The sequence below is a fragment of the Pedobacter antarcticus genome (assembly GCF_900112985.1).
Classification (GTDB): domain Bacteria; phylum Bacteroidota; class Bacteroidia; order Sphingobacteriales; family Sphingobacteriaceae; genus Pedobacter; species Pedobacter antarcticus.
Window position 1 is genome coordinate 1 of record NZ_FONS01000007.1, and the last position, 24,254, is coordinate 24,254.

Genomic DNA, 24,254 nt, shown 5'->3' on the forward strand with positions numbered 1-24,254 from the left:
CGAAAGAATTAATGGTATACTCAAGACAGAGTTTGGTCTCCATGAAACATTCGGCTCCTTTGAGCAGGCCAAAAAACAAGTAGAATCAGCCATATCCAAATACAATTATCTCCGCCCGCATTTCAGCTGTGGATTGAAGACACCACAGTACAAACATGCCTATGTAGAGCCGCGCACTCCCAAGCAAAATCAGGACTATTTGAACCACTCACAAGTAAATTCAGGAATACCAGTTACAGAATAAAGTAAATTCAGGAATATTAAATTGAGTTACCCTAATCTATCAAGTACTTTCAGTATAAGACAGTTAGAATTTGCAATTTGGAAGCTTTTGATTTTCTGTTGATTTTGTTCGGTGTTGGTATACCCTTGCGATACCCTTGATATACCGTTGGGATACCCTTGGTATACCCCTTTGGGTAAAGGAAGGGTATCCCAAGGGTATATCAACGGTATATCAACCTGGAAGAATAACGCTATAGATCCGGGCGGAAATAAAGTTCAAACCTTAAGATGTCTATAGCAAGCCAATTAAGATATATGGTGTAAAACATACAATAAGGGCTTTTTTGCAGTTTAAAATTCCTCTGGTTTTTTTTAAAATCTGCAGGAAAAATTTATCTTGCCAGAATGGATATCGAATTCAATACGAACGAGGATAAAAATAAACAATTGCTAACCTTCTTACACGCCCGTCTGCAAAAAATTGCCGAGGGTGGCGGGGCGAAGAATGCAGCGAAGCAAAAAGAAAAAGGGAAAATGCTTGCCAGAGAACGCGTTTCTTATCTGATAGATAAGGATTCTGAATTCCTGGAAATCGGAGCATTTGCTGCCGATGGTATGTATAAAGAACAGGGTGGCTGTCCTGCTGCAGGTGTGGTGTGCGGAATAGGATATGTATCCGGCAGGCAGTGCATGATTATAGCTAACGATGCAACTGTTAAAGCTGGTGCATGGTTTCCAATGACGGCTAAAAAGAATCTTCGCGCGCAGGAAATTGCGATGGAGAATCGTTTACCGGTAATTTACCTGGTAGATAGTGCAGGAGTATACCTGCCCATGCAGGATGAAATTTTTCCCGATAAAGAACATTTTGGCCGAATGTTTAGAAATAATGCAATGATGTCTGCAGAGGGCATTGTGCAGATCTCTGCAATTATGGGATCCTGTGTCGCGGGCGGGGCTTATCTGCCGATTATGAGCGACGAAGCCATGATTGTAGATAAAACAGGTTCAGTTTTTCTGGCTGGATCTTATCTGGTTAAATCTGCAATAGGAGAAGATATTGATAATGAAACCCTGGGGGGGGCAACCACGCATTGCGAGATTTCAGGTGTTACAGATTATAAACACCCCGATGATCAGCACTGTCTGGATAGTATCCGCCAGCTGATGAGTATGCTGGGCGCGCCGGAGCAGGCTGGATTTAGCCGGATTGAATCTGCAGAACCCAAAGCAGACCCTAAAGAGATTTACGGCATACTCCCTGAAAACAGGGAGAAACAATATGACATGCATGAACTGATCTATCGACTGGTAGATGATTCGGCCCTGGAAGAATATAAGAAAGACTACGGTAAAAGTATTATCTGTGGTTTGGCCAGAATTGACGGCTGGGCAGTTGGCATAGTTGCTAATCAGCGGAAGGTAGTGAAGTCTAAAAAAGGTGAAATGCAGTTTGGTGGAGTGATTTATTCGGATAGTGCAGACAAAGCTGCCCGGTTTATCATGAACTGTAATCAGAAGAAAATACCGCTGGTGTTTTTGCAGGACGTAACTGGCTTTATGGTTGGCAGCCGTTCTGAGCAGGGAGGTATTATAAAAGATGGCGCAAAAATGGTCAATGCTGTGGCAAATTCAGTCGTACCTAAATTTACCATCGTCATTGGTAATTCTTACGGGGCCGGAAATTATGCGATGTGTGGAAAAGCGTATGATCCGAGGTTAATTTATGCTTGGCCTACAGCCAGAATTGCAGTAATGGGAGGTTCTCAGGCTGCAAAAACATTGTTACAAATTCAGGCTGCCTCGCTGAAAGCCCGGGGCGAGACTATTACACCGGAAAAAGAGGCTGAAATGCTTAAAGAAATATCAGACAGGTATGATAATCAGACTACTCCGGAATACGCGGCTGCAAGATTATGGGTAGATGGTATTATTGACCCGCTGGAAACAAGGAAGGTAATTTCGATGGGAATTGAAGCTGCTAATCAGGCTCCTGTAAAAAGAGCGTTTAATGTCGGGATTATCCAGACATAGTTGCTAAATTTGATTTAATCAATGCTGCTATCCATGAAAAAGGTCTGGTGTTTTCTAGTTTTGCTATCTGTCTATTCAGTTACCTATGCACAGGTTAAAAATGTCTGGCTCAATGCAAAGGACGAAGTGATTGCCGACTCCGCTCAGGCTGTTACCTATGCCGTTTATGGTAAGCTATCTGGAGACAGTGTGTACACGTTTAAAAAATTCGATTTCGATGGGATTCTGCTTGCGTCGGGCTCCTTCCGCCAGGATAGTCTGGTCGAGCCACACGGGCAGTTTATTTATTATAACTGGATCACGCCAGATAATAATTATACCAATGATAGCTTTGAGATTAACGGGCGGGAACGTTTTATTGAACTGGTTGGCAATTACCGCAATGGGTTGAGGCAGGGGCGCTGGATAAGTTATTACACGGATAAAAAAATTAAACAGGTGATCACATTCGATCGGGGTATACTGCATGGTGCATATCAGTATTTTGCACCCAACGGCAAGCTCATTGCACAGGGTTTGTATGCATCAGGTAAAAAAAATGGAACCTGGATACTGAACGGAGGCAAACAGGAAGACGAATATGAAAACGATAAGCTCATTTCCAGTCTAAAAGGCCGTAAACTACAGCAAAAACAAGCTGAAAGACAACGAATTCAACAGTAGCGGCGGGTTTGCTCATCCCATTTTAAAGCCGTAAATTTGCATTTCAAAAATCCGGTTCCGGTCTCACCGGTGCAGGATATCTTATAAAATATAATCATGAATAATTCCCTAGAAACAGAACACGTACAATGCCTGATTATAGGTTCAGGACCTGCCGGATACACTGCAGCAATTTATGCAGCAAGAGCAGACCTGAAACCAGTTCTATATACCGGTATGGAAGCCGGAGGTCAATTGACCCAAACTACAGATGTTGATAATTTCCCTGGTTATCCGAATGGGGTAATGGGACCTGAAATGATGGAAGATTTCCGGAAGCAGGCAGAGCGTTTCGGAACTGATATTCGGTTTGGTTATGTAAGCTCAGTTGATTTTTCTTCTACACCACACCGTGTGGTAGTCGACGAGATTAAAACGATCACAGCCGATACAGTAATTATTTCTACAGGTGCAACCGCAAAATGGCTTGGCCTGCCTTCTGAACAAAAATATAATGGCTTTGGCGTTTCTGCCTGTGCAGTATGCGACGGATTTTTCTTTAAAGGCCAGGATATTGCAATCGTGGGTGCAGGAGACACCGCGGCTGAAGAAGCAACCTATCTTGCCAAGCTTTGTAAAAAAGTTTATATGCTGGTCAGAAGAGATGAGTTCAGGGCTTCCAAAGCAATGGTACACCGCGTATTAAATACGCCTAATATCGAAGTTATTTACAACTCGGAAGCTACGGAAGTACTTGGAAACGGTAAAAATGTAACCGGAATTAAGGTTTTAAATAATCAAACCGGTGCGGAACAGGAATTGGCTGTAGAAGGCTTTTTCGTAGCTATCGGGCATCAGCCTAATACTGCGATCTTTAAGGATTGGCTGGATATGGATGAAACTGGTTATCTGAAAACTATTCCTGGTTCTACTAAAACTAATGTTGAAGGTGTATTCGCTTGTGGAGACGTTCAGGATCATTATTACCGTCAGGCTGTTACAGCAGCTGGTTCTGGTTGTATGGCTGCACTGGATGCAGAACGTTATCTGGCAGCTAAAGAAGCTGTTTAAAATTATATAAATACAGTTCTACAGGCATATCTAATTTTGGATATGCCTTTTTTTTGTGGTTATTTCCCGCTGTAGATTTATGCGGATCAAATTTGGCCTGACCACTCATTATGACTAATTTTAATTTCTAACGGACCTTATTAAGCTCGTTCCGGTAATAAAAAAAAATAAACTCAATGAAAATAAAAAGTATTCTGACTGGCTCTATGCTAGTATGTACGGTGTGGAGCGTCAATGCGCAGACAGACAAAAATCTGGGAATAATTCCTGCACCTGTTGCTGTTTCTGTACAGACAGGTTCTTTTATACTTGATAAAACTGTCGTTCTGGTTCAGGGAGATGCTGCAAATGCAGCTACATCGGATATACTTAATGCATATATCGCTGCCAAAGGTGGCTTTGCCCTGCGTCCTGTAGCTGCTGTACCGAAGGGTAGTAAAGCTATTATTTTAAGCTCCAAAGGGGCAGCAGAATTACCTGAAGAAGGTTATAAAATTGTTGTGGGGAAAGGGCAGATTGAGATAACTGGTAAAGGTGCCGGACTTTTTTATGGCGTGCAGACACTGATGCAGATGATACCAGAAAAAACGGGGCAGGAGCTGATTATTCCTGCTGCCAGAATTGAAGACTATCCAAGATTTAAATATCGGGGAATGATGCTGGATGTAGCAAGGCATGCTTTTCCAGTTTCTTTTATTAAAAAATATATAGATCTGCTGGCTCAGTATAAAATGAATACTTTCCACTGGCATCTGACAGATGACCAGGGCTGGAGAATTGAGATTAAGAAATATCCTAAACTTACCGGCATAGGTTCCTCAAGAAACGGAACGATAGTCGGTCATCATCCCGGGGTGGCAAATGATGGCATCGTTTACAAACATTTTTATACGCAGGACGAGATAAAGGATGTTGTCGCTTATGCTGCACGTAAGTTTATTAATGTAATTCCTGAGATTGAACTTCCCGGACATAGTTCGGCTGCAATCGCTGCCTATCCACAGCTGAGTGCGTTTCCGGACCGAGATACTTTTATTGATGCTAATACTCCTTGGGCAGGTTCCAGAAAAGGTAAGCAGGTGCAGCAGACCTGGGGCGTTTTTGATGACGTATATGTGCCCACTGACGCTACTTTTAAATTCCTGGAGGATGTGCTGGACGAGGTTATTACATTATTTCCTTCCCGTTATATTCATATCGGGGGAGATGAGAGTCCAAAAACCTATTGGAAGGAGTCTGCGTTTTGCCAACAGTTGATTAAAGAAAAAGGGTTGAAAGATGAACATGAGCTGCAGAGTTATTTTATTCAGCGTATCGAAAAACATGTGAATAGCAAAGGCCGTTCGATTATAGGATGGGATGAAATTCTGGAGGGCGGGCTGGCACCTAATGCTACAGTGATGTCCTGGAGAGGATTACAGGGTGGAATAGCAGCAGCGAAACAGCACCACGATGTGATTATGACTCCTTCAAGCGATGGTTTGTATTTTGATCACGCGCAGTCAGCTTCTGCAGACGAGCCAACTAATATAGGTGGTTTAAATCCTTATACACGTGTATACGCTTATAATCCCATACCTGCAGAACTTACCGCCGATGAACAGAAATATATTTTGGGCGTTCAGGCGAATTTATGGACAGAATATGTGAAGACTCCGGAGAAGGTTGAATATATGATTTTGCCTAAGCTTTTTGCGCTTTCAGAGACAGCATGGACTCAGCAGGACAAGAAAGATTTGCAAAATTTTGCTGAAGAAAGGCTGCCTTATCATTTAGCTCGCCTGGATCTGACAGGTACTAATTTTTGGGTACCTACGCCGATTGGACAACCGCTTCAGGCGGTGGAGGGTGAAGTAATTGATATGCCATTGAAAGTACCTGTTAAAGGGGCTAAAATTTATTTTACACTTGATGGAACACGTCCAAATGCATTAGCGGCTCCTTATATAACAGGTTTAAAGGTTAAAGTCCCGGCGGGAAAATCGCTTGTTTTTAAAACAATTGTAATTACACCGCAAGGAAAAAGTTCTGTTGTTACAGAGACCAAGTTGACAAATCAGGTAAAATAACATAAATTGCTTCGCTAAACCCGATCAGCATGAAACCTACTAAATATATTTTACAGCAGTCTGTGTTTATAGCAGGACTCTTATTTTTATTGGCCTGTCGTCACGAATCACCTGCAACCCAGGAAAAGTCAGCTCATACAAATGCTACAGAAAAAGCTGCGAAGGCGGGTCAATTCTCTTTTTATAAAGATATAGAAGTTAAGCCAGGAATGCATTTCGAAATTATAAGCTGGGGAAAAGGAGTGGACAGTGTTGGTGGTTACCAAATATTAATGTCCGATTCGACAAAAAATAATTTTCGTTCTCTGGCTGTGGAAAGGGAGGGAGTTATTACAGATGTTTGGAATATGGATCTTGATAATGATGGCAATCCGGAACTCTATATCGAATTATTGAGCAAACAAAATGTAAAGGATCTGCAGGTGTATGAATATCAGAACAATAGTTTCAATAAAATAAACTTTCCGCCATTGAGTGCAAGAGCTAAAAAGAACTATGCAGGTGGTGACAAGTTTTTTATTAAGAATGGAGATCTCTTTAGAACCTATCCTTATATCGCAGATTCTTCCGATACAACAGCTGTTAAAGGAGCACTTAAAACACTGGTTTATCAGCTGCGTGGTAATTCATTTTCAGTAGATGAGATTAAAGTAGACTAGTCTGCTTTAATCTCATGATTTGTTAGCTTTTAAATTAAAGATCAATCCTGGTTAATCTATTTGTGCGCTGATTCTTTCGAATTTTTCTATTAGCAGCTCCAGTCGTTCTTTTTCTCTTTTGAGGAATGCTTTTCTTAAATAGGTTGCGCAGAAAACCATCCAGCAGAAAGAGAATACTATAATTGCAAGCTGCGTCCAGGGCTCCATACGTTCAAATGTTTCCATGAAATATAGGATCATTCCTGCAGAGATTGCCATTGGATAAAACCAATAAAGTCTGGTATAGAGCTGATAACGGCTGAACTGATATTCTTTCAGTCTTTCAATAAAAGATGACGGATTAATCGTGAAATCCTGTTTTGAAAGGATTGCATGCTCTCTGTAAAGTAGTAATGTATATATGGCTACTGTTAGCAAAATGATTCCGACACCAAGCATGGCCGTCCATGATTTGAAGTCATAAGTTAATAATAAGGTCGCAATTGCTGCAAGCGAAATGAGCATTCCCGCTATATTCAGCAAAGACTTCCGCCGGATAGCATTAACCTCCAGTTTTGCCTGTTTAAGCATTTCTTCCGCAGAGATACCGGGCTCTGGGGAATGTGATTGCCAAAGGGATTTTATATGATCAAATTCGTGCATGATGATTGTATAATTCTGTAAGTTTTTGTTTAATCCTGTGAATTTTTACCCTGAGGTTTCCTTCACTGATTCCTGATATCTCCGCAATTTCTGCGTAAGGAAGTTCATCCAGTACCATCGTTATGATTAGCCTGTCGTGTTCTTCCAGTTTTGCAATGGACTGGTATAGGAGTGCTACCTGTTCATTTTTTTCTGTGTATTCTTCAATACGGTTTTCGATAATGTGATCTGTCAGCTCATCTTTGGCCTGTCGTTTTTCTGAGCGTAACCAGGTTAGGCAGGTATTAACCGCAATGCGGTATATCCAGGTAGAAATCAACGACTTCTCCCGGAACTTATCCAGGTTTTGCCAGACTTTCAGGAAGGTTTCCTGCAGCAGATCATTCGCCGCGTCAGCGTCACCTGTATATCCATAACACAGGTGAAAAATTTTCTTCGAATTCTTGTCGAAAATCTGCTTAAATAAGAGGTCTTTCTGGTCCAATCTTCTTTAATTTTTGGGTTTTGACTTCATTGTCGAAATATTGTTACAGCTGTGCTATTTATTTTACGCTTCCTAAATAAGTTAATTGTTGTAGTTTTACTCCGCGAAAACACAAAAAGAAACAATATAATGTCAAAAAACAACCGGTTAACTTTTTTTATATTTTTAGCACTGATTCTTGGTGTGATTTTAGGCTACATACTCAACATTAATTCTTTTGATGAATACAATAGTAGAATAGCTACCGCCGATGTGAAGCTTAATGACATAGATTTAAAGTTAAGCCAGCTAAAAGACTCTTCTGCGGTAAATTATAAAAGCCTGATAGCAGAAAAAAGCAGCGTCGTGAATATTATTCATGAAACTGAAATTCTTCGGGAAAAGAAACTGGAACCGCTAACGCTGCTTAGTGATATTTTCCTCCGCCTGATTAAAATGATTGTTGCTCCGCTGGTATTTGCGACCCTGGTAGTGGGTGTTGCAAAAGTCGGCGATATTAAAGCTGTTGGCCGTATTGGTGGTAAAACCATGTTATGGTTCCTCTCCGCATCGCTCATGTCGCTTGTACTTGGCCTGATCATGGTGAACATATTCAAACCTGGAGAAGCAATGAACCTGCCTTTACCTGCAAGCAATGTAGATACTGGTATTCAAAAGGTGGCTTTGTCAATGAAGGACTTTATTTCTCATATCGTGCCTAAAAGTATGGCAGAAGCTATGGCCACAAATGAAATCCTTCAGATCGTAGTATTCTCCCTTTTCTTTGGGGTAGCAACTGCTGCAATTGGCGAGAAAGGAAAAATTATCATTGAATTTTTTGATGCGGTTGCACATGTTATCTTAAAAGTAACGGGTTATGTAATGAACTTTGCACCTTTTGCAGTATTTGGGGCAATGGGCGCGATTGTAGCTAAGCAGGGTTTAAGTGTCTTGTCTACATATGCTTTATTTATAGGTGAGTTCTACGGAAGTATGTTATTGCTTTGGTTCTTACTGGTTATGATAGGGTACCTGATTCTCAAGGGGAGGGTGTTTAATCTGATGAGCAGAATGAAAGAGCCTATCCTTGTGGCTTTCAGTACTGCGAGCAGCGAGGCCGCCTACCCGAAAACGATGTTGCAACTGGAGCGTTTTGGCTGTAAGGATAAAATTGTAAGTTTCGTATTACCGCTCGGGTATTCCTTTAACCTGGATGGTTCTATGCTTTATATGACCTTTGCCTCCTTGTTCATTGCGCAGTCATACGGTATTGATTTATCAGCTCAGCAGCAAATAACTATGTTATTGATTCTAATGCTAACCAGTAAAGGAATTGCGGGTGTGCCAAGAGCTTCATTAGTGGTAATTGCAGGTACGATCGCAACTTTCAATATTCCTGAAGCCGGACTGGCCTTATTGATCGGTATTGATCCGCTGCTGGACATGGGAAGGTCTGCAACCAATGTAATCGGTAATAGTATCGCAACAGCAGTAGTGAGTAAGTGGGAAGGTGAGCTTACAGGTCCATTAGATTAGGATTTTTCTTCGGGATACTATTGTATATTTGCAGCCATTATGAGTACTAAAGCAAAAAAAATATTTTTACTGTTAACGATTGTCATTCCTTTCCTGGCTTATTGCGTTATTTACTACACCCCGATTATACGCAATGCGCCGTTCAGATCGGACGAATTTGTGTCTTTCCAATTTAAATGGGGCCCGGGTAATGTAATGGAAAATAGCTACGACTCTGCTACGGGGAAATACGAGTATCTGAATGCCAGTGATTCACTGATGCGTACGAATGTTAAGCTCCGTCAGAATGATATTATTTATCTGCATAACAAAGCAAATGAACTGGGCTTCTGGAATTTTCCTGACGTTATAGCTAATGCCGGTACAGATCTGAAGACTTCCAAGGTACTGCGCTACGAAATGCAGTTTAACTATAAAAGGAAAAGTAAAAAGGTGATTCTGGTAGCAGATTATCAGGATATTCCTAAACTTCGGGATGTATCAAACCAAATGAAAACTTTGCTTGTTCAGACGATTAGTGATGCGGAACAGCGTTACGGAAAACAACAAAGCAGTGTTACAGAAAACAACAAATAGATTTCTGTTAAACAAATTGATTAGAATTATGCAATCACTTTGATTTTAGAAATATAAATTATATATTTGCACCTCAATAAAAAAATAAACAATTTAAAATACTAATTATTTAACAATGTACGCAATAGTAAATATAGCAGGACAGCAATTCAAAGTTGCAAAAGACCAGCACCTTTTTGTACACCGTTTGCAAGGAGATGAAGGCGCTAGTATTGAATTTGACAATGTATTGTTGGTTGAAGACGGAGGCAAAATCTCTGTTGGTGCCCCTTCACTAGCAGGTGCAGTCGTTTCAGCTAAAATCGTGTCTCATTTAAAAGGCGATAAAGTGATCGTTTTCAAAAAGAAACGTAGAAAAGGTTACAAAAAGAAAAATGGCCACCGCCAGTATTTCACCAAAATCCAGATTTCTGGTATCAGTTTATAATTAGTTGTTAAACAAAAATTGCAGTTTTATAGCTGTTAATTGATAAAATATAAAACAAAATGGCACATAAAAAAGGAGCCGGTAGTTCCAGGAACGGACGTGAGTCGCATAGTAAACGCTTAGGTATCAAAGTTTTTGGTGGTCAACAAGCTATTGCCGGAAATATCTTAGTTCGTCAACGCGGAACTAAACACCACCCTGATAAAGGAGTTGGTATTGGTAAGGATCATACTTTATTTGCTTTGGTAGATGGAACTGTGATCTTCAAAAAGAAACAAGATAACAAATCTTATGTTTCTATTTTACCTGCGGAAGTTGTTACAGAAGTTGTAGAAAAAGCTGCTCCGGTAGCTGAAGCAACTGCAAAAAAAGCACCAGTTAAGAAAGCAGCTAAACCTGCTGCTGAGACTGATGCAACTGCAGAATAATAGCTTATATATAATAATATTAAAAAAGCCATCCGATCCGGGTGGCTTTTTTTTGTTTATACTTAATCTGTTATTCCAAGCTTAATCCGGATTTGTAATAGCTGTTTCTCCAATCTTTTAAGGTTAAATGAGAAATCATGCAGCGTAGCCTGAAGGTCTTTAATTATAGCAGCTTCAGCAGTCTGAACTGAGATTGATGAAGTACCATGCAGCAACCAGGTATAGCTCTTCTGATAGTGTAATGAGATTGCTTGTAAAGTATTGTAGCTAGGATATTGATTGCCCAGTTCAATTTGTGAATAGTTGCTTCTGGATAGGTTCAGAATTGCCGCGACTTCCGATTGTGCATATGCTTTCTCTAGTCTCAGTGACTTAATTCGGTTACCTAATAATTTCTTTGACAGTATTTCTTGCATTAGTACGTAAATTTTTGTTGGTTTGTGGAATTCTCCCTAGTTGGGGAAAATGCAATTATCAAACCATTTTTGTCTTTAATGGTCTGCTTGTTTTTGGGATCGTAATATTTAATCTTTAAAATTTCTATCAATTAATAAGTGATTAAGGTATGGCACGCTTGTATTTATGTCACCACAATGGATTTCTGCTATGAAGCTTGAGCAATACTGTGCACCTTACGAAAAAAATTCTTTTTTTATTTTTGATAATAAATTACAGCTGCTTTCTTTTCACATAGAAAAGCAGGATCACGTCATTCATTTTCTTGAAAAATATCCCAAGACTGGGGAAAATGTTGTGGAAATTCTTGCTCATAAGTTTTTGGAAAGATTCAGATCGCTTGCGGCCGCCTGCCTGGGCGGAAGCGGACTAAGTCTGGAGTATCATTTTAAAACCCCAGGTAACGATGACGGAATTCTTCAGGTGATATTTACACCATTGCTGCTTGAGTCCGGGAAACATTATTTTTCTTGTATGATTAGCGGCAATATCGGATATCCGGATCAGGTGAGATTATTAGATCAGTATGCCCATATGGCGTCTCATGACCTGCGTGCGCCTATCACAAACATCTTGAGTTTGTCTAATCTGATGCATTTGCCTGAAATGGAACAGTATGACCGTTCGGCTATAATGGGAATTTTAGATGATATTAATTATCAGGCCGAGAAGCTGGATCATATTATCGGCGTATTGAATAAGATGAAATACCGGGAACCGGAACTGGTTGCTTATAAGAATGATACAGAGCGGAGAGACCTGAATCATATTATGCTGCTGGATGATGACATGCTAACGAATAAACTGCATGATATGATTATCTCCAGGTACTACAAGCACAAAAAGATTGTACAGTTTGATTGCGCAAAGGCAGCTCTGCAGTATCTCAGAGAGCATACACCAGAGTTAATCCTGCTGGATCTGAATATGCCGGAAATTGACGGCTGGTCTTTTCTGAATATTCTTCAGGAGCACGGCATTGGTATCGATGTAGTAATTGTTTCCTCTACAATCAATCCTTCGGAGCGCGTTAAGGCACTTTCTTATCCACAGGTTAAAGACTTTCTGACAAAGCCTTTAACCTACGATAAAATTAAACATCTGCTAACTGAGTAAGTTTAGTGTTCGCGATTCATCAACAATTTTGCCAGCGCTGTTAATTCTGCTTTTCTTGCTGTATCAACGTTAACACGTGCTAAAGCTTCAAAAGCAATATCCAGGCTTTTCTGCATTTCTGAAGCCGCGATATTTCTGATATCGTATTGATTATACAAGTCGGTAATTGACCGGATTTTAGATGGATAGTCTGATTGCAAACTCAATTCTTCCAGAGCGGTCAGATCTGCTGCTACTGCGATCTCTTTCAACTTAAGCAACATAAAGGTCTGTTTATTACTGATAATATCACCACCAACCTGCTTTCCAAATTTTAGCGGGTCTCCGTAGACATCGAGAATGTCATCCTGTAGCTGAAACGCAATTCCAAAGTTCTCTCCAAATTTGTACAGTAAATCGGCATCTTCAGCATCTGCACCTGCTACAATAGCCCCTAATTTCATTGCGCCACCAACGAGCACAGCAGTTTTAAGGCGTATCATATTTAGATATTCAGGAATGGTGACATCTTTCCGTTGTTCGAACTCCATATCGAGTTGCTGTCCTTCGCAAACGCCCTGTGCGGTTAGGTTAAAACACGCTAATGCATCTTTTAAGACTTCTACAGGGAGCTTTGTCAGATGTTTATTGGCCTCCACCATCATGACATCTCCACTGAGGATAGCATTATTTACGCCCCATTTAATATGCACAGTATCCTGGCCACGTCTCAATGGCGCATTATCCATAATGTCATCATGAATAAGGGTAAAGTTATGAAAGGTCTCTATAGCGAGCGCAGCTTCAATAGCTTCTTTCAAAAGATCTGTATTGAACAATTCTGTGGAGAGAATCAACAAAGCGGGACGTATTCTTTTTCCGCCCAGTTTCATGATATAACTGATAGGCTCATATAAACGTGACGGATGGGCCGGATATTCGACTTTGCTGACAGCGTTTTCTATTAATTGTTGTAGTTCAGAAATAGTATGCATTTTTGTGTATTGCTTATCTGTGTATTGCTTATCTGTGTATTGCTTTTTATCTGGGTATTCTTTCTAATTCTTTAATGGCTTCCTGCTCCTTTGCTGTGCGGATAATTCCTGGATTTTTTTGCCAGAACTCCGGGTCTGTATGCATTGAACGGATAAGGGACTGATCATTAATGTCTGGTCTCACGTCTTCGAGTGCCGCGGCAGGAAATGTATTAGGTAATGTCGTTAGGAATAACGTGTTGTAAAGTTCTGTATCCTGAGTGCCAAAACCCATTACCTTTAATCTGTTGATCAGGTTGAAGGTTGCATATTCCAGTACGTTGTCTCCCTGGTCATTCAAATGGAATTGTGCCGAAAACCTGGTTTCCTTGTTCTTAATTGACATAGGGCCGGAACTGGTAAATTTCATGTCCCTGATTATGCCGTCTATCATCACAATATTGTTAGTTACCGTATTGATATAATAATCTCCTTCGAAGCGGACGTCCTTAACACCGGTACGGGGAATACAGTTGATTCTGGCTATCTCTTGACCATCTTTTTCTGTGGTTCCGGTTAGCTTAAATGTATAGAGTGAATCGGCACTTTTACGCAGTGGTTTAAGCAGCAGGTTATTGGGGAGGTATCCGGAGAAGATCAGGGTGCTGAAGCTGAAATTAGTATAGTTAATTCCTTTGCCGGCAGCAAGCCGCCTGCTTTCTGTTGGGTTCCATTTTAAAAGCCCATAAGCTGTCCAGCTCGCGTCAAACCAGATCTCCTGCAGATAGGCAGGCTTTCCAGCCTGATAAGCAGTCTGCCGGAGAAAAGCTTTTCCGGGAAAAGTCTTTTTGTAGTTTTCCATTGCTTTTTTTGCAGCCTCCTGTATAATAGCAAGCGCTGGGTTGCCAACTTTTGCTTCGGGAAGTTCAAAGGTTTTGGGGATAAGCTGGATGTTTACAGCTGATGATTGTTTTTCTATCGTCAGCGTTCTGGTCTGATAACCCAGATGAGATACCTGCAGAGTGATGGGCAGGTTAGACAAGCTCAGTTCAAATTCACCTGTTTCATTACTTAATGTTTGCAAAGAAGCTGCGGCAGTAACCGTCGAAAAGGCAATTGGCTTTCCTGTTTCGGCATCCGTTACATGTCCCCCGATTATTTGCTGGGCACAGACTTCGGATGCACAGCAAATAATCAGAAAACAAAGGAATTTGGGTAAAGTCATAAATTTAGTCCTGAAGCAGGGTAAAATCAATCTGTCTTTTAGACAGGTCTACTCTTTTCACCTTGACGTTAACTTCATCTCCTAATTGATATTTTTTCTTTTTGCGCTGTCCCACTATACAGTAGTTTTTTTCGTCCAGAACATAGAAGTCATCAGCTATATCTTTCAGGCGGATCATTCCTTCACACTTGTTCTCCAGCAGTTCGACATACATTCCCCACTCCGTAACACCAGAAATTAATCCGCGATAGGTGCTGCCTATATTTTCCTCCAGATACTCAACCTGCTTGTACTTAATCGAAGCACGTTCGGCATCTGCGGCGCGTTTTTCCATCGCTGAGGAATGAGAAGCCGCAATTTCATATTCCTCTTCATTGGCGGAACGTTCTCCGTTCAGGTACGCAGCTAGCAGGCGGTGTACCATCACGTCCGGGTAACGCCTGATAGGAGAGGTGAAGTGCGTGTAATGATCAAAAGCCAATCCGTAATGACTTGTCTTTTTCGTGGTGTAAACTGCTTTCGCCATAGAGCGGATAGCCAGCTGTGTTAATACATTTTGTTCTTTTTTGCCTTCGACATCTTCCATCAGGAAGTTTAGCGATTTGGCAATGTCTTTATCTGTTTTAGTATTTATCTTGTAACCGAATCTGGCAGCAAACAACGCGAAATTACCCAGGTTTTCCAGGTTCGGAGAATCATGTGAACGGTATATAAACGTGTATTTGCTCTTGCCTTTTCCTTTTTTAGCAATAAACTCTGCAACCTTCTTATTGGCCAGCAACATGAAATCTTCGATCAGTTTGTGCGCATCTTTACGTTCCTTTACGTAAACGCCAACGGGTTTTCCTGTCTCATCTAATTTGAATTTTACCTCAGTGCTTTCAAAACTGATCGCTCCGTTTTTGAACTTACGGTCTCTCAGAATATAAGCGAGTTCGTTTAGTTTCAGAATCTCTTCTGCATGGTCTCCTGCTTTATTCTCTATAACTTCCTGAGCTTCTTCATAACTGAAACGCCTGTCTGAATGTATGGCTGTCCTGCCAAACCATTCGTTTAGTATATTGGCGTTTTCATCCAGTTCAAAGACTGCTGCAAAACACAGTTTGTCTTCATTAGGTCTGAGTGAACAAACTCCGTTGCTTAATTTTTCCGGTAGCATTGGAATAACCCTGTCAACGAGATAAACTGAGGTCGCACGGCTGTAAGCTTCTTTGTCTAAAGCAGACTGAGGTGTTACGTAGTGTGACACATCTGCGATATGTATACCGATTTCATAATTACCGTTTTCCAGTTTTTTAAAGGAAATGGCATCATCAAAGTCTTTGGCATCTGCCGGGTCAATTGTGAAGGTGAGCGTTTCTCTAAAATCCCGCCTGTCTTTCAAGTCTTCAGGACTCAACGTTTCAGGAATGGCTTCTGCTTCAGTTTCGACTTCTTTTGGGAATGAAAGTGGGAATCCATACTGGGCAAGAATAGCATTCATCTCGGTGTTGTTCTCTCCCTGTGTACCCAGAATGTTGATAATCTTACCAATTGGGTTCTTCGCCGCTTCCGGCCAGTCTGTAATTGATACCTGTACCTTCTGCCCACTTTTAGCGCCCGCGAGGTCGGTCAGGGGAATGAAAATATCGTGCTGCATCTTTTTGTCGTCTACTGTAACGAACGCAAAACGGTCTGATATTTTAATAACTCCTATGAAGTCCGTTCTCAGACGTTCTATAATTTCAACTACCTCTCCTTCGTTTTTCCGCCCGCTTTTCTTGGCATAGATATAGACCTTTACTTTGTCTCCATGCAATGCATTATGTAGTTTTCTGGCCGAAACAAATACATCTTTCTCGAATTCGTCATCGGGAATGATAAATGCTGCGCCATCGGCAGTCAGGTCTACTTTTCCAGTTATGAAGGTTTTGAGTTCTTTTAACCGGAACTTACCTTTTTGAGGTTCACTGAAGATGCCTCTGCGCGCTTCCTCTTTAAGGATTTCCAAAATGGTCTCCCTTGATTCGTCGTCTTTTATATTCAGCTTGGCTGAAACCTGTTTGTAGTTCAGGGCTTCATTATTGCTATTCTCTAAAACATCACTGATTAACTGCGTTAATACTACCTTTATCTGAGAAGATTTTTTTTTTGCCATAGGATTATTGTCAATATTCCGAAGGTAACAAATTGTATTGACTATCCGGGGGTTAATAGCCTTTAATTTGGTTGTAGACGCCCTTTTGCCGGTTGAAATTTGAATACCGCACAATTTTACGGAGATTTAACGGGATCTATATTGACCTATGTTATGATTGTAGAAGATAAAAGCCGTAAAAGAACAAATGAACTGGTAATGATTGCTTTGAAGACGCTGATCCTATGCGTACTGATCTATATGCTGAATGAGTACACCGAATTTGCTGACAAATATCCAAAGTTGACTGTGAGTGCAAAAGCACTGGTTATTTTCCTTGGACCGAGTCTGGCAGTTTCCTTTATCCGACAGGTTATTATTTACTGGTACATCAAAAAGCATGGTCTACCGCCTAATATCAAGGATAATTTTATTCTCGGAATTAACCGGATAGTCTCTATTCTGAATACAGTTTTTGGAATTGTAGCAATGATGATCTTCCTGGGTACTGACCCCCTTAAATTTCTGACCAGCATAACGATCGTTGCTGCCGCCATTGCTGTGACTTTCAAAGATTATATCAATAATATGATCAACGGGCTAATCATCATGTTTTCAGACCGTCTGTCCCTGGGAGATCATATCCGTGTCAATGATACGGAGGGTAAAATACTGGATATCACTTTAATCAACGTGATCCTGCAAAATGAAGATAATGATATGGTCATGGTACCGAATTCTGTAGTTTTTAGTTCTGTAATCGTTAATCAGAGTAAACAGAATATTAAAAAACTGAGTATCGAGTTTGAAATGGCATTGTCCTATGGTTATTTGCCTGCGCACCTGGAAGAAATATTGTCTGCATCTGTAAAAAGCTATGATGATTATATTGTTCGTGACGGACTGACGATTAAAACTCTTGCTGTGGGTAAGGATACTGTTCGTTTCAAAGTCCAGGTACTGCTTAACAGATATGACAAAATAAAAGAAAGAGAAATTCGCAGGGCTCTAAATACAGCTATTATCCGTTTATCTTTGCCCGCCCAGTAATTGTCATTCAGCGTATTTAGATCGTTTCTCTTTAGGTTTTTGTGGTATTAATACTAAAAAATAGGCCTTACTTTCTTTACATTGTCTTATTTTTGTACTATGGAAAGAGAAATTCTGGATACGAAACGAAAGGCCCTTAACATTAATTTATGCCCCGAAATCTACGGAACTTTTGCGGAGATTGGAGCAGGTCAGGAAGTGGCCCGGAATTTCTTCACCGCTGGCGCAGCGTCTGGAACAGTCGCTAAAACGATGTCTGCTTATGACATGACTTTTAGTGATGCGATCTATGGTGCCGAAGAAAGTGGCCGTTACGTGAGTCAGTCGCGGTTACAGAAAATGTTAAACCATGAATTCGATCTCCTCCGGGAAAGACTAACCGGTGAAAAATACAAATCCAGAACCTTCTTTGCTTTTGCCGATACCGTAACTACACTGAATTACAATAAATCCAATGATCCTCATGGATGGATCGGAATTAAATTTCAGACCGAACCAGGGGGCGAGCCAAATGAAATATTTTTTCATGTCCGTTTGCTTGATACTGATGCCGCTTTACAACAGAATGTGCTAGGGATAATTGGAGTAAATCTGGTCTATGCCGCGTTTAATTACTATGCGGATCCTAAAAGAATGATTGAATCTCTTGCAGATAACCTGACTATAGGTTCTGTTGAAATCGACCTTATTTCTGTAAATGGGCCTGCATTTGAATCCATTAATAATATCTTACTGAATCTTTATCTGATAGTGAAGGACTTTTCTGACGCTGCCATTTTCGATTCCAGAGGGAATCCTTGTCTGCCGAAAGATCTTTTATATAAAAAAGACATTATGATCCTGCGGACTAAATATGCGCAAAAATCATTGCCCAACTTCAGTATGTTCAATAAGGCTGTAGATCAGTTCAGAAGAACAGAAGATGTACAGAAAGATAACCTGAGCGTATTGATTGAAGTCCTACTTTCAAATGTATTAACTGCCGACGACGAAAAACCGGAAGCTATTGATTTACATGCCGTGGCGAAAAGGGCGGAAGAGATGTGCGGAACCGGTAACCTGGTTATAGTTTCAAACTTTGCAAGGCATAATAAACTGGCTAAATACTTCGACCGCTGTAAGCCTAAAAGTGTTGGTATTTCTACGAATATCAACAACCTGAAGTTTGTTTTTAATTCACACAACTTTGGTGGTAGTTATTCCAGCCAGCTAATGGCGTACGTTAGCGACATGTTCAGTAAAAATGTAAAACTTTTTGCTTATCCCTTTCTTGATAAAGAATCTGGACGCGTGATAACTACGGCAAACATGCCGGTAACACCCGAAGCTAAACCTTTATTTGATTTCCTGATTTTGAACGGCTATATTACAGACATTAAAGACTATAGCGAAACTGACGTTAAAACGGTCTGATGAATCTGTTTAAATTTGATTCGTTCAGATCGTGCTGATGATTCAGTTCAATCAAATTTGATATGAAAAAAATAATTGCTTTGCTGATGCCGATGGCGTTTGCCGTCTCAACTTCTACAGTCCATGCACAGGTTAAGTCCAGTGGAAATCCAGTCTTTCCTGGTTGGTACGCTGATCCTGATGCAGCCGTTTTCGACAAAACTTACTGGATATATCCAACATTTTCTGCGCCTTACAAGGATCAGGTCTTTTTGGATGCTTTCAGTTCCAAAGATCTGGTAAATTGGAAAAAGCATCCGCGGATTCTGGATACCGCCGGTGTTAAATGGGCTAAAAAGGCCGTCTGGGCGCCTGCTATTGTTAAAAAAGATAAAGACTATTTTTTGTTCTTCGGTGCTAATGATATTCAAAGTGATCAGGAAACGGGTGGTATTGGTGTAGCTGTTGCCAAACGTCCTGAAGGTCCATATAAGGATCATATAGGAAAACCACTGGTAGATAAATTTCATAATGGTGCACAGCCAATTGACCAGTTTGTGTTTAAAGATAAAGACGGGCAATATTACCTGATTTACGGAGGCTGGAAACATTGCAATATTGCCAAACTCAGCGATGATTTTAAATCCCTGGTTCCTTTCGCCGATGGTGAAACATACAAAGAAATAACTCCAGATAGCTATGTGGAAGGTCCATATATGTTCATGCGTAACGGAAAGTATTATTTTATGTGGTCTGAGGGGGGCTGGACAGGGCCTGATTATTCTGTGGCCTATGCAATATCGGATTCTCCCATGGGACCTTTCAAAAGGATTGGAAAGATTTTAAAGCAAGATCCGGCAATTGCCAGGGGAGCAGGGCATCATTCCGTTATTCACAATGAGAAAAAGGATCTCTGGTATATCGTTTATCATCGCAGGCCACTAACTGAAACCGATGGTAACCATAGAGAAACCAGTATCGATGTAATGTCTTTCGATGAGAACGGACTAATTCGCCCCGTAGTAATTACTAAAGAAGGGGTTGCTGCACAGAAATTATAAACGGATAGCGATTCCGTTAATTAAAAGGGAAGACAATTAATTGTCTTCCCTTTTTTCGTATGGGTTTGAAATGACTATCGCCATTTGGTTATCAGGGGTCTCTAGCGGCTTAAAACCAAACTGACTGTAAAGTCCATGGGCATCACGGGTAGATAGCTGATAGCGGCGTAAGTTCTGGAGATCGGGATGAAACAGCATAAGCGACATCAATTGTTTCATCAATCCTTTCCCACGATATTCCTCTTCTGTATATACATCCGCCAAATAGGCAAATGTGGTTTTATCGGTAATCCAACGCGCAAATCCAATTTGTTTACTGTCCTGATAAATGCCGAAACATAGCGACCCGTCTATTGCACGCATTACGGTTTCGAAAGGAATTTCTCTGGCCCAGTAGGATTGGGTGCTCAAATAATGATGCACTGCTGCAATATCTATGCGGGCAGGATCATCTGAAAAAATAAAACCGTTTGCAGCTATTTCCATTGCATTAGATTTTAAGGCACATTCTGATCTATAGGATGTGCTTTTGAGGGAAAGAAAAGTCTAATTATCGTTAGTTACGCATGTTGATATACTGGAGTGGCTGTCCGAAGTTTTCTCCTTTGCAAAGCGTAATTACTTTTTGAAGGTCGTCAATACTTTTGCTTTGTACGCGCAGCTGATCATCCATAACTGAGGCTTGTACCTTGAGTCCGCTGGCTTTGATCTTCGCGACTATTTTCTTTGCAGTTTCTTTGTCGATTCCTTCTTTAATACTAATCTCTTTACGGATCATATTTCCAGACGCATATTGCTCTTTGCCAAAGTCAAGGCTTTCCGGATCCAGATTTTGTTTGACCATACGAGATATAATCGCATCCTGAATAGCTTTTAAACGCATATCGTCTTCAGTTACGATAGTGATGACATTAGTTTTTTTATCATGGTCAACTGTGCTATTAGAACTTGAAAAGTCATAACGGTTAAGAATTTCTTTCTTTGCGTTGTTCATCGCATTGTCTAATGTCTGCGCGTCAATTTTACTTACAATATCAAAAGTGGGCATGATTATAGCTTTAAAATAAAAATTATGTTAAATTTAGTTATATATTGGATTTAACCTCAGGCTAAAATACAGATGATGAAAACCAAGCAGTCAAAAGTGCAAAAAAAAGTTGCTAAAAAAGCAGTTAAAAAAGATTTAGAACAAAGTTTGACCCAGAAAATTCTTGAAGTCGTAATTCATTTGGGACATGACGCGGGTAAAATAGGTACGAGTATCTCCAGAACAGCAAAGGATGCTGCGGCTAAAATAGCGAGAAAGATCAAAGCAGATCCTAAGGTTAAAAAGGTAAAGAAAGATGTTAAAAAAGCGAAAAACGAGGTCAATAAGGCTAAGGCAAAATCGCTGAAAAAGACAAAGTCAGTTGCAGATAAAGTTTCTAAGAATACTTATAAGGTTGCTAAAAAAGCCGCCGGAAAAACTAAGGCGACTGCACGTAGTGTCGAAGTGCCTGTAATCGAATCAGAGGCTAAAGCTGCTGATCTTTTGAATAAGCAGAAAGCTAAACTGAAGAAAGAGGCGGCAATCGCTAAAGACAAAATTACAGAGGCTGTGGAACCCGTTAAGCGTACACCAGTTAAAGCTGTTGCTAAAGGTAAACAACCTGTTTCCAAGGCTGCGTCAGCGACAGCAGCTAGCTCCTCGAAAGCTGCAAGTACAGTTAAAAAAGACAATGCAACTGCCCAAAAAACGCCAGTACGTAAAACAGCTGCAGCTGGGAAGCCGGCTTCTTCGAAAACAGATAAGACAGAGTCATCTGATACGTCAGAATAATTAATAAAGTATTTCTGATTGTAGCGTTCTCTACTTAATGCCAATATTTCAATTTGATCAGTTCTTCCTGTGAAGCCAGATCTGATCAATTGAATGGCTATTACTATAACTTGATTACATTGTTCCGGATCTGCGTGTTAAGTAATTGTTTGCTAATGTTTACTTAACATTGAATTAACAGTAAATCCGCAGATTTGATCTGATCCGGTTTTCCAGGAAATATTGATGTTAACCCATGACAAAGAAGAAGATCCCATTTTTAAACAGAGAAATCAGCTGGTTATATTTCAATGAACGGGTATTGCAGGAGGCCGCAGATGAAACTGTTCCCCTGATTGAGAGAATTAAATTCCTATCTATTTTTTCATCCAACCTGGAGGAGTTTTATCGTGTAAGAGTCGCGACAATGTCCAGGCTTTCTGATCTGAATGACAAAGCAAAAGAGTTATTAGGGTTTAATCCTAAGAAGGTCTTGAATGAAATTAAAAATATTGTTATTAAACAAGAACGTAAGTTCGAACAACTATTCCAGGCGACATTAATCAATGAGCTGGCACAGAACAGAATCTTCATTCTGAATGATACGCAGTTAAATGTAGCCCGGGGCGCATTTGTTAAAGAGCATTTTCGCGATAAAATCCTGTCTAATCTGGTGCCTATTATGATAGACCCCGAAAAGAGCTTCCCTGAACTTAAGGACCGTAATTTATACTTTTTTGTGCGTCTAAGGAAGACGAGCGGTAAAAAGACAGAAAAGTTCGCTCTAATCGAACTACCAAATGATTTGCCCAGATTCCTGGTTTTACCCGAAACTAATGGACTTAAATTTATTATTCTTGCAGAAGACATTATAAAATATTGTCTTGATGATATCTTTTATGTGTTCACTTATGATGAAATGGATGCTTATACGATTCAGCTAACGCGTGATGCTGAGTTGGATATCGACAAGAATATAAGTGAGAAATTTATTGATGAGTTAAAGGCCAGTCTTGATAAAAGAAAGAAAGGTAAACCGATGCGCCTTCTGTACGACACACAGATGCCTTTTGATATGTTGGGGATACTCATCTCCAAGTTGAAAATAGAAGCCGAGAGTTTAATTCCCGGTAACCGGTATCATCGTTTTGGTGACTTCATCCGCTTTCCGAATGTAGGCGATAAAAGCCTGGAGTATGCACCACAGGTGCCTTTGAAGGTTGTAGGTCTGCATCGTACCCAAAGTATTTTTAATAAACTTAAAGAGCGTGATTATTTAATTAACCTGCCTTATCAATCCTACGATTATATCATTTTATTTTTGAGGGAAGCGGCTATTGATCCCCAGGTAACGGCTATAAATATTACACTTTACCGCCTGGCTGAGAACTCGAGAGTTATCAACGCATTAATCAATGCAGCGAAAAATGGTAAGAAGGTAAATTGTCTGGTAGAGCTTAAAGCACGGTTTGATGAACAAGCCAATATTTATTGGACGAGTAAGCTGGAAGAGGAAGGAGTACAGGTTAATTATGGTTTAACAGATTATAAAGTTCATTCTAAGATCTGTTTAGTTACCCGCATGGAAAAAGGCAGAGCTGTCTATTATGCAAATCTTGCCACAGGAAACTTCAATGAGAAAACAGCAAGACTCTACGGCGACCACAGTATTTTTACTGCTAAGAAGGAAATTACAACTGATCTGATTAAACTCTTTGCTGCACTGAATAAAAAGACGGTGGCTTCCGGGTTTAAACATCTAATTGTTTCACCTATAGAATCAAGAAGTAAATTCTACAAATTGATTGACAGGGAAATACGTATAGCCAAATCGGGTAAATCTGCCTACCTTATTTTTAAAGTGAACAGCCTGGCAGACGAGGGAATTGTATCAAAATTATATGACGCCAGTAATGCAGGAGTTAAAATACGGTTGATTGTAAGAGGAATCTGCTGTCTTGTGCCTGGCATTAAAGGTTTTAGCGAAAATATTACCGTAATCAGTATCGTAGATAAGTTTCTCGAACATGCACGTGTATTTATATTCGGCAACAATGGAAAGGAGGAGATGTTTCTTTCTTCTGCTGACCTGATGAGCAGAAATTTTGAGCATAGGGTGGAAGTTGGCTTTCCTGTATTGGACAAAGAAGTTAGGCAGGAAATCAGAGATATTATAGAGTTTCAGCTGCAGGATAACGTTAAAGCCAGAGATATCAACCGGTTGAATACAAATAAGTATCATAAAAACCGGTTAGTTACTAAAGTACGCGCACAGGTGCAGACTTATAATTATTTAAAAAATAAACATCATTAAA

At 40.3% G+C, this 24,254-nt stretch carries 24 protein-coding genes; 16 read left to right on the plus strand and 8 right to left on the minus strand.

Annotation, left to right across the window (positions count from 1 at the left end):
• The 6 genes from BM192_RS14490 to BM192_RS14515 all read left to right on the plus strand — a co-directional run.
• Positions 1 to 244 (plus strand): integrase core domain-containing protein (locus BM192_RS14490; RefSeq protein ID WP_139218453.1); only part of this gene is annotated, 244 nt, incomplete at its 5' end.
• 386 nt (positions 245 to 630) lie between these two features.
• A complete protein-coding gene (locus BM192_RS14495; protein WP_037438869.1) occupies positions 631 to 2,259 on the plus strand; it encodes an acyl-CoA carboxylase subunit beta in 1,629 nt (542 codons plus the stop codon).
• 33 nt (positions 2,260 to 2,292) lie between these two features.
• Complete coding sequence (locus BM192_RS14500) at positions 2,293 to 2,922, plus strand: toxin-antitoxin system YwqK family antitoxin (protein WP_037438866.1); 630 nt, start codon at positions 2,293 to 2,295, stop codon at positions 2,920 to 2,922.
• A 96-nt stretch (positions 2,923 to 3,018) separates the two neighbouring features.
• Entirely contained in the window at positions 3,019 to 3,972 is a 954-nt protein-coding gene (gene trxB, locus BM192_RS14505; RefSeq protein ID WP_037438864.1) for a thioredoxin-disulfide reductase, read from the plus strand.
• A gap of 176 nt (positions 3,973 to 4,148) precedes the next feature.
• Complete coding sequence (locus BM192_RS14510) at positions 4,149 to 6,041, plus strand: beta-N-acetylhexosaminidase (protein WP_037438862.1); 1,893 nt, start codon at positions 4,149 to 4,151, stop codon at positions 6,039 to 6,041.
• Positions 6,042 to 6,070: 29 nt separating this feature from the next.
• Complete coding sequence (locus BM192_RS14515) at positions 6,071 to 6,700, plus strand: hypothetical protein (protein ID WP_037438860.1); 630 nt, start codon at positions 6,071 to 6,073, stop codon at positions 6,698 to 6,700.
• Between the two features lie 51 nt (positions 6,701 to 6,751).
• Here BM192_RS14515 and BM192_RS14520 read toward each other — a convergent pair whose 3' ends face one another.
• On the minus strand, positions 6,752 to 7,342 hold the full coding sequence (locus tag BM192_RS14520; RefSeq protein WP_037438858.1) for a hypothetical protein: 591 nt from the start codon (positions 7,340 to 7,342) through the stop codon (positions 6,752 to 6,754).
• The gene (locus tag BM192_RS14525; protein WP_037438856.1) at positions 7,329 to 7,826 is read right to left on the minus strand and encodes an RNA polymerase sigma factor; all 498 of its coding nucleotides are present in this window, start codon (positions 7,824 to 7,826) and stop codon (positions 7,329 to 7,331) included. The genes BM192_RS14520 and BM192_RS14525 overlap by 14 nt, the downstream gene beginning before the upstream one ends.
• Before the next feature lie 129 nt (positions 7,827 to 7,955).
• Between BM192_RS14525 and BM192_RS14530 the strand changes: the two genes are divergently transcribed.
• The 4 genes from BM192_RS14530 to rpmA all read left to right on the plus strand — a co-directional run bounded on the left by BM192_RS14530 (position 7,956) and on the right by rpmA (position 10,772).
• Positions 7,956 to 9,341, plus strand: coding sequence for a dicarboxylate/amino acid:cation symporter (locus BM192_RS14530; protein ID WP_037438855.1), 1,386 nt, complete (start codon positions 7,956 to 7,958; stop codon positions 9,339 to 9,341).
• A gap of 39 nt (positions 9,342 to 9,380) precedes the next feature.
• The gene (locus BM192_RS14535) at positions 9,381 to 9,917 is read left to right on the plus strand and encodes a hypothetical protein (protein ID WP_037438853.1); all 537 of its coding nucleotides are present in this window, start codon (positions 9,381 to 9,383) and stop codon (positions 9,915 to 9,917) included.
• Between the two features lie 115 nt (positions 9,918 to 10,032).
• Positions 10,033 to 10,344 (plus strand): 50S ribosomal protein L21, encoded by a 312-nt coding sequence (gene rplU / locus BM192_RS14540; RefSeq protein WP_037438851.1) that lies wholly within the window; start codon positions 10,033 to 10,035, stop codon positions 10,342 to 10,344.
• Positions 10,345 to 10,403: 59 nt separating this feature from the next.
• Complete coding sequence (rpmA, locus tag BM192_RS14545; RefSeq protein WP_074964037.1) at positions 10,404 to 10,772, plus strand: 50S ribosomal protein L27; 369 nt, start codon at positions 10,404 to 10,406, stop codon at positions 10,770 to 10,772.
• Positions 10,773 to 10,834: 62 nt separating this feature from the next.
• Here the strand turns inward: rpmA and BM192_RS14550 are convergent, their stop codons facing one another.
• Complete coding sequence (locus tag BM192_RS14550) at positions 10,835 to 11,188, minus strand: helix-turn-helix domain-containing protein (protein WP_037438849.1); 354 nt, start codon at positions 11,186 to 11,188, stop codon at positions 10,835 to 10,837.
• A gap of 361 nt (positions 11,189 to 11,549) precedes the next feature.
• Here BM192_RS14550 and BM192_RS14555 point away from each other — a divergent pair, with 361 nt between their 5' ends.
• Positions 11,550 to 12,344 (plus strand): ATP-binding response regulator, encoded by a 795-nt coding sequence (locus tag BM192_RS14555; protein WP_157282787.1) that lies wholly within the window; start codon positions 11,550 to 11,552, stop codon positions 12,342 to 12,344.
• 2 nt (positions 12,345 to 12,346) lie between these two features.
• Here the strand turns inward: BM192_RS14555 and BM192_RS14560 are convergent, their stop codons facing one another.
• The 3 genes from BM192_RS14560 to rnr are packed head-to-tail and all read right to left on the minus strand — an operon-like array spanning position 12,347 to position 16,659.
• Positions 12,347 to 13,318 (minus strand): polyprenyl synthetase family protein, encoded by a 972-nt coding sequence (locus BM192_RS14560; RefSeq protein ID WP_037438845.1) that lies wholly within the window; start codon positions 13,316 to 13,318, stop codon positions 12,347 to 12,349.
• 46 nt (positions 13,319 to 13,364) lie between these two features.
• A complete protein-coding gene (locus BM192_RS14565) occupies positions 13,365 to 14,522 on the minus strand; it encodes a carboxypeptidase-like regulatory domain-containing protein (protein WP_037438843.1) in 1,158 nt (385 codons plus the stop codon).
• Positions 14,523 to 14,526: 4 nt separating this feature from the next.
• Positions 14,527 to 16,659: a ribonuclease R gene (gene rnr / locus BM192_RS14570; RefSeq protein WP_037438841.1), complete on the minus strand. Its 2,133-nt coding sequence runs from the start codon at positions 16,657 to 16,659 to the stop codon at positions 14,527 to 14,529.
• 153 nt (positions 16,660 to 16,812) lie between these two features.
• Between rnr and BM192_RS14575 the strand changes: the two genes are divergently transcribed.
• The 3 genes from BM192_RS14575 (at position 16,813) to BM192_RS14585 (ending at position 20,141) form a co-directional block, all read left to right on the plus strand.
• Positions 16,813 to 17,688, plus strand: coding sequence for a mechanosensitive ion channel family protein (locus BM192_RS14575; protein WP_070808194.1), 876 nt, complete (start codon positions 16,813 to 16,815; stop codon positions 17,686 to 17,688).
• 99 nt (positions 17,689 to 17,787) lie between these two features.
• Positions 17,788 to 19,101: a hypothetical protein gene (locus BM192_RS14580; RefSeq protein ID WP_037438839.1), complete on the plus strand. Its 1,314-nt coding sequence runs from the start codon at positions 17,788 to 17,790 to the stop codon at positions 19,099 to 19,101.
• Positions 19,102 to 19,163: 62 nt separating this feature from the next.
• Complete coding sequence (locus BM192_RS14585) at positions 19,164 to 20,141, plus strand: glycoside hydrolase family 43 protein (protein ID WP_037438837.1); 978 nt, start codon at positions 19,164 to 19,166, stop codon at positions 20,139 to 20,141.
• A 36-nt stretch (positions 20,142 to 20,177) separates the two neighbouring features.
• On the opposite strand, the gene BM192_RS14590 is transcribed toward BM192_RS14585, so the two are convergent.
• Entirely contained in the window at positions 20,178 to 20,627 is a 450-nt protein-coding gene (locus BM192_RS14590; RefSeq protein WP_037438835.1) for a GNAT family N-acetyltransferase, read from the minus strand.
• A 70-nt stretch (positions 20,628 to 20,697) separates the two neighbouring features.
• Positions 20,698 to 21,189 carry a YajQ family cyclic di-GMP-binding protein gene (locus BM192_RS14595; RefSeq protein ID WP_037438833.1) on the minus strand — a complete coding sequence of 164 codons (492 nt, stop codon included), beginning with the start codon at positions 21,187 to 21,189 and terminating at the stop codon, positions 20,698 to 20,700.
• Between the two features lie 72 nt (positions 21,190 to 21,261).
• On the opposite strand from BM192_RS14595, the gene BM192_RS14600 reads away from it, so the two are divergent.
• Together BM192_RS14600 and ppk1 are read left to right on the plus strand one after the other, a co-directional pair.
• On the plus strand, positions 21,262 to 21,960 hold the full coding sequence (locus BM192_RS14600) for a hypothetical protein (RefSeq protein WP_037438831.1): 699 nt from the start codon (positions 21,262 to 21,264) through the stop codon (positions 21,958 to 21,960).
• Between the two features lie 235 nt (positions 21,961 to 22,195).
• On the plus strand, positions 22,196 to 24,253 hold the full coding sequence (gene ppk1 / locus BM192_RS14605; protein ID WP_037438829.1) for a polyphosphate kinase 1: 2,058 nt from the start codon (positions 22,196 to 22,198) through the stop codon (positions 24,251 to 24,253).
• Position 24,254 lies beyond the last annotated feature (1 nt).

Bases quoted from the DNA above. Each gene is read 5' to 3' on its own strand.
- rpmA (WP_074964037.1), top strand. From the start codon at position 10,404: ATGGCACATAAAAAAGGAGCCGGTAGTTCCAGGAACGGACGTGAGTCG.
- rplU (WP_037438851.1), top strand. From the start codon at position 10,033: ATGTACGCAATAGTAAATATAGCAGGACAGCAATTCAAAGTTGCAAAA.
- trxB (WP_037438864.1), top strand. From the start codon at position 3,019: ATGAATAATTCCCTAGAAACAGAACACGTACAATGCCTGATTATAGGT.
- BM192_RS14565 (WP_037438843.1), bottom strand. From the start codon at position 14,522: ATGACTTTACCCAAATTCCTTTGTTTTCTGATTATTTGCTGTGCATCC.
- BM192_RS14600 (WP_037438831.1), top strand. From the start codon at position 21,262: ATGATGAAAACCAAGCAGTCAAAAGTGCAAAAAAAAGTTGCTAAAAAA.
- BM192_RS14575 (WP_070808194.1), top strand. From the start codon at position 16,813: ATGATTGTAGAAGATAAAAGCCGTAAAAGAACAAATGAACTGGTAATG.
- BM192_RS14595 (WP_037438833.1), bottom strand. From the start codon at position 21,189: ATGCCCACTTTTGATATTGTAAGTAAAATTGACGCGCAGACATTAGAC.
- rnr (WP_037438841.1), bottom strand. From the start codon at position 16,659: ATGGCAAAAAAAAAATCTTCTCAGATAAAGGTAGTATTAACGCAGTTA.
- BM192_RS14580 (WP_037438839.1), top strand. From the start codon at position 17,788: ATGGAAAGAGAAATTCTGGATACGAAACGAAAGGCCCTTAACATTAAT.
- BM192_RS14515 (WP_037438860.1), top strand. From the start codon at position 6,071: ATGAAACCTACTAAATATATTTTACAGCAGTCTGTGTTTATAGCAGGA.
- BM192_RS14550 (WP_037438849.1), bottom strand. From the start codon at position 11,188: ATGCAAGAAATACTGTCAAAGAAATTATTAGGTAACCGAATTAAGTCA.
- BM192_RS14535 (WP_037438853.1), top strand. From the start codon at position 9,381: ATGAGTACTAAAGCAAAAAAAATATTTTTACTGTTAACGATTGTCATT.
- BM192_RS14530 (WP_037438855.1), top strand. From the start codon at position 7,956: ATGTCAAAAAACAACCGGTTAACTTTTTTTATATTTTTAGCACTGATT.
- BM192_RS14495 (WP_037438869.1), top strand. From the start codon at position 631: ATGGATATCGAATTCAATACGAACGAGGATAAAAATAAACAATTGCTA.
- BM192_RS14585 (WP_037438837.1), top strand. From the start codon at position 19,164: ATGAAAAAAATAATTGCTTTGCTGATGCCGATGGCGTTTGCCGTCTCA.
- BM192_RS14560 (WP_037438845.1), bottom strand. From the start codon at position 13,318: ATGCATACTATTTCTGAACTACAACAATTAATAGAAAACGCTGTCAGC.
- BM192_RS14500 (WP_037438866.1), top strand. From the start codon at position 2,293: ATGAAAAAGGTCTGGTGTTTTCTAGTTTTGCTATCTGTCTATTCAGTT.
- BM192_RS14520 (WP_037438858.1), bottom strand. From the start codon at position 7,342: ATGCACGAATTTGATCATATAAAATCCCTTTGGCAATCACATTCCCCA.
- BM192_RS14590 (WP_037438835.1), bottom strand. From the start codon at position 20,627: ATGGAAATAGCTGCAAACGGTTTTATTTTTTCAGATGATCCTGCCCGC.
- BM192_RS14510 (WP_037438862.1), top strand. From the start codon at position 4,149: ATGAAAATAAAAAGTATTCTGACTGGCTCTATGCTAGTATGTACGGTG.
- ppk1 (WP_037438829.1), top strand. From the start codon at position 22,196: ATGACAAAGAAGAAGATCCCATTTTTAAACAGAGAAATCAGCTGGTTA.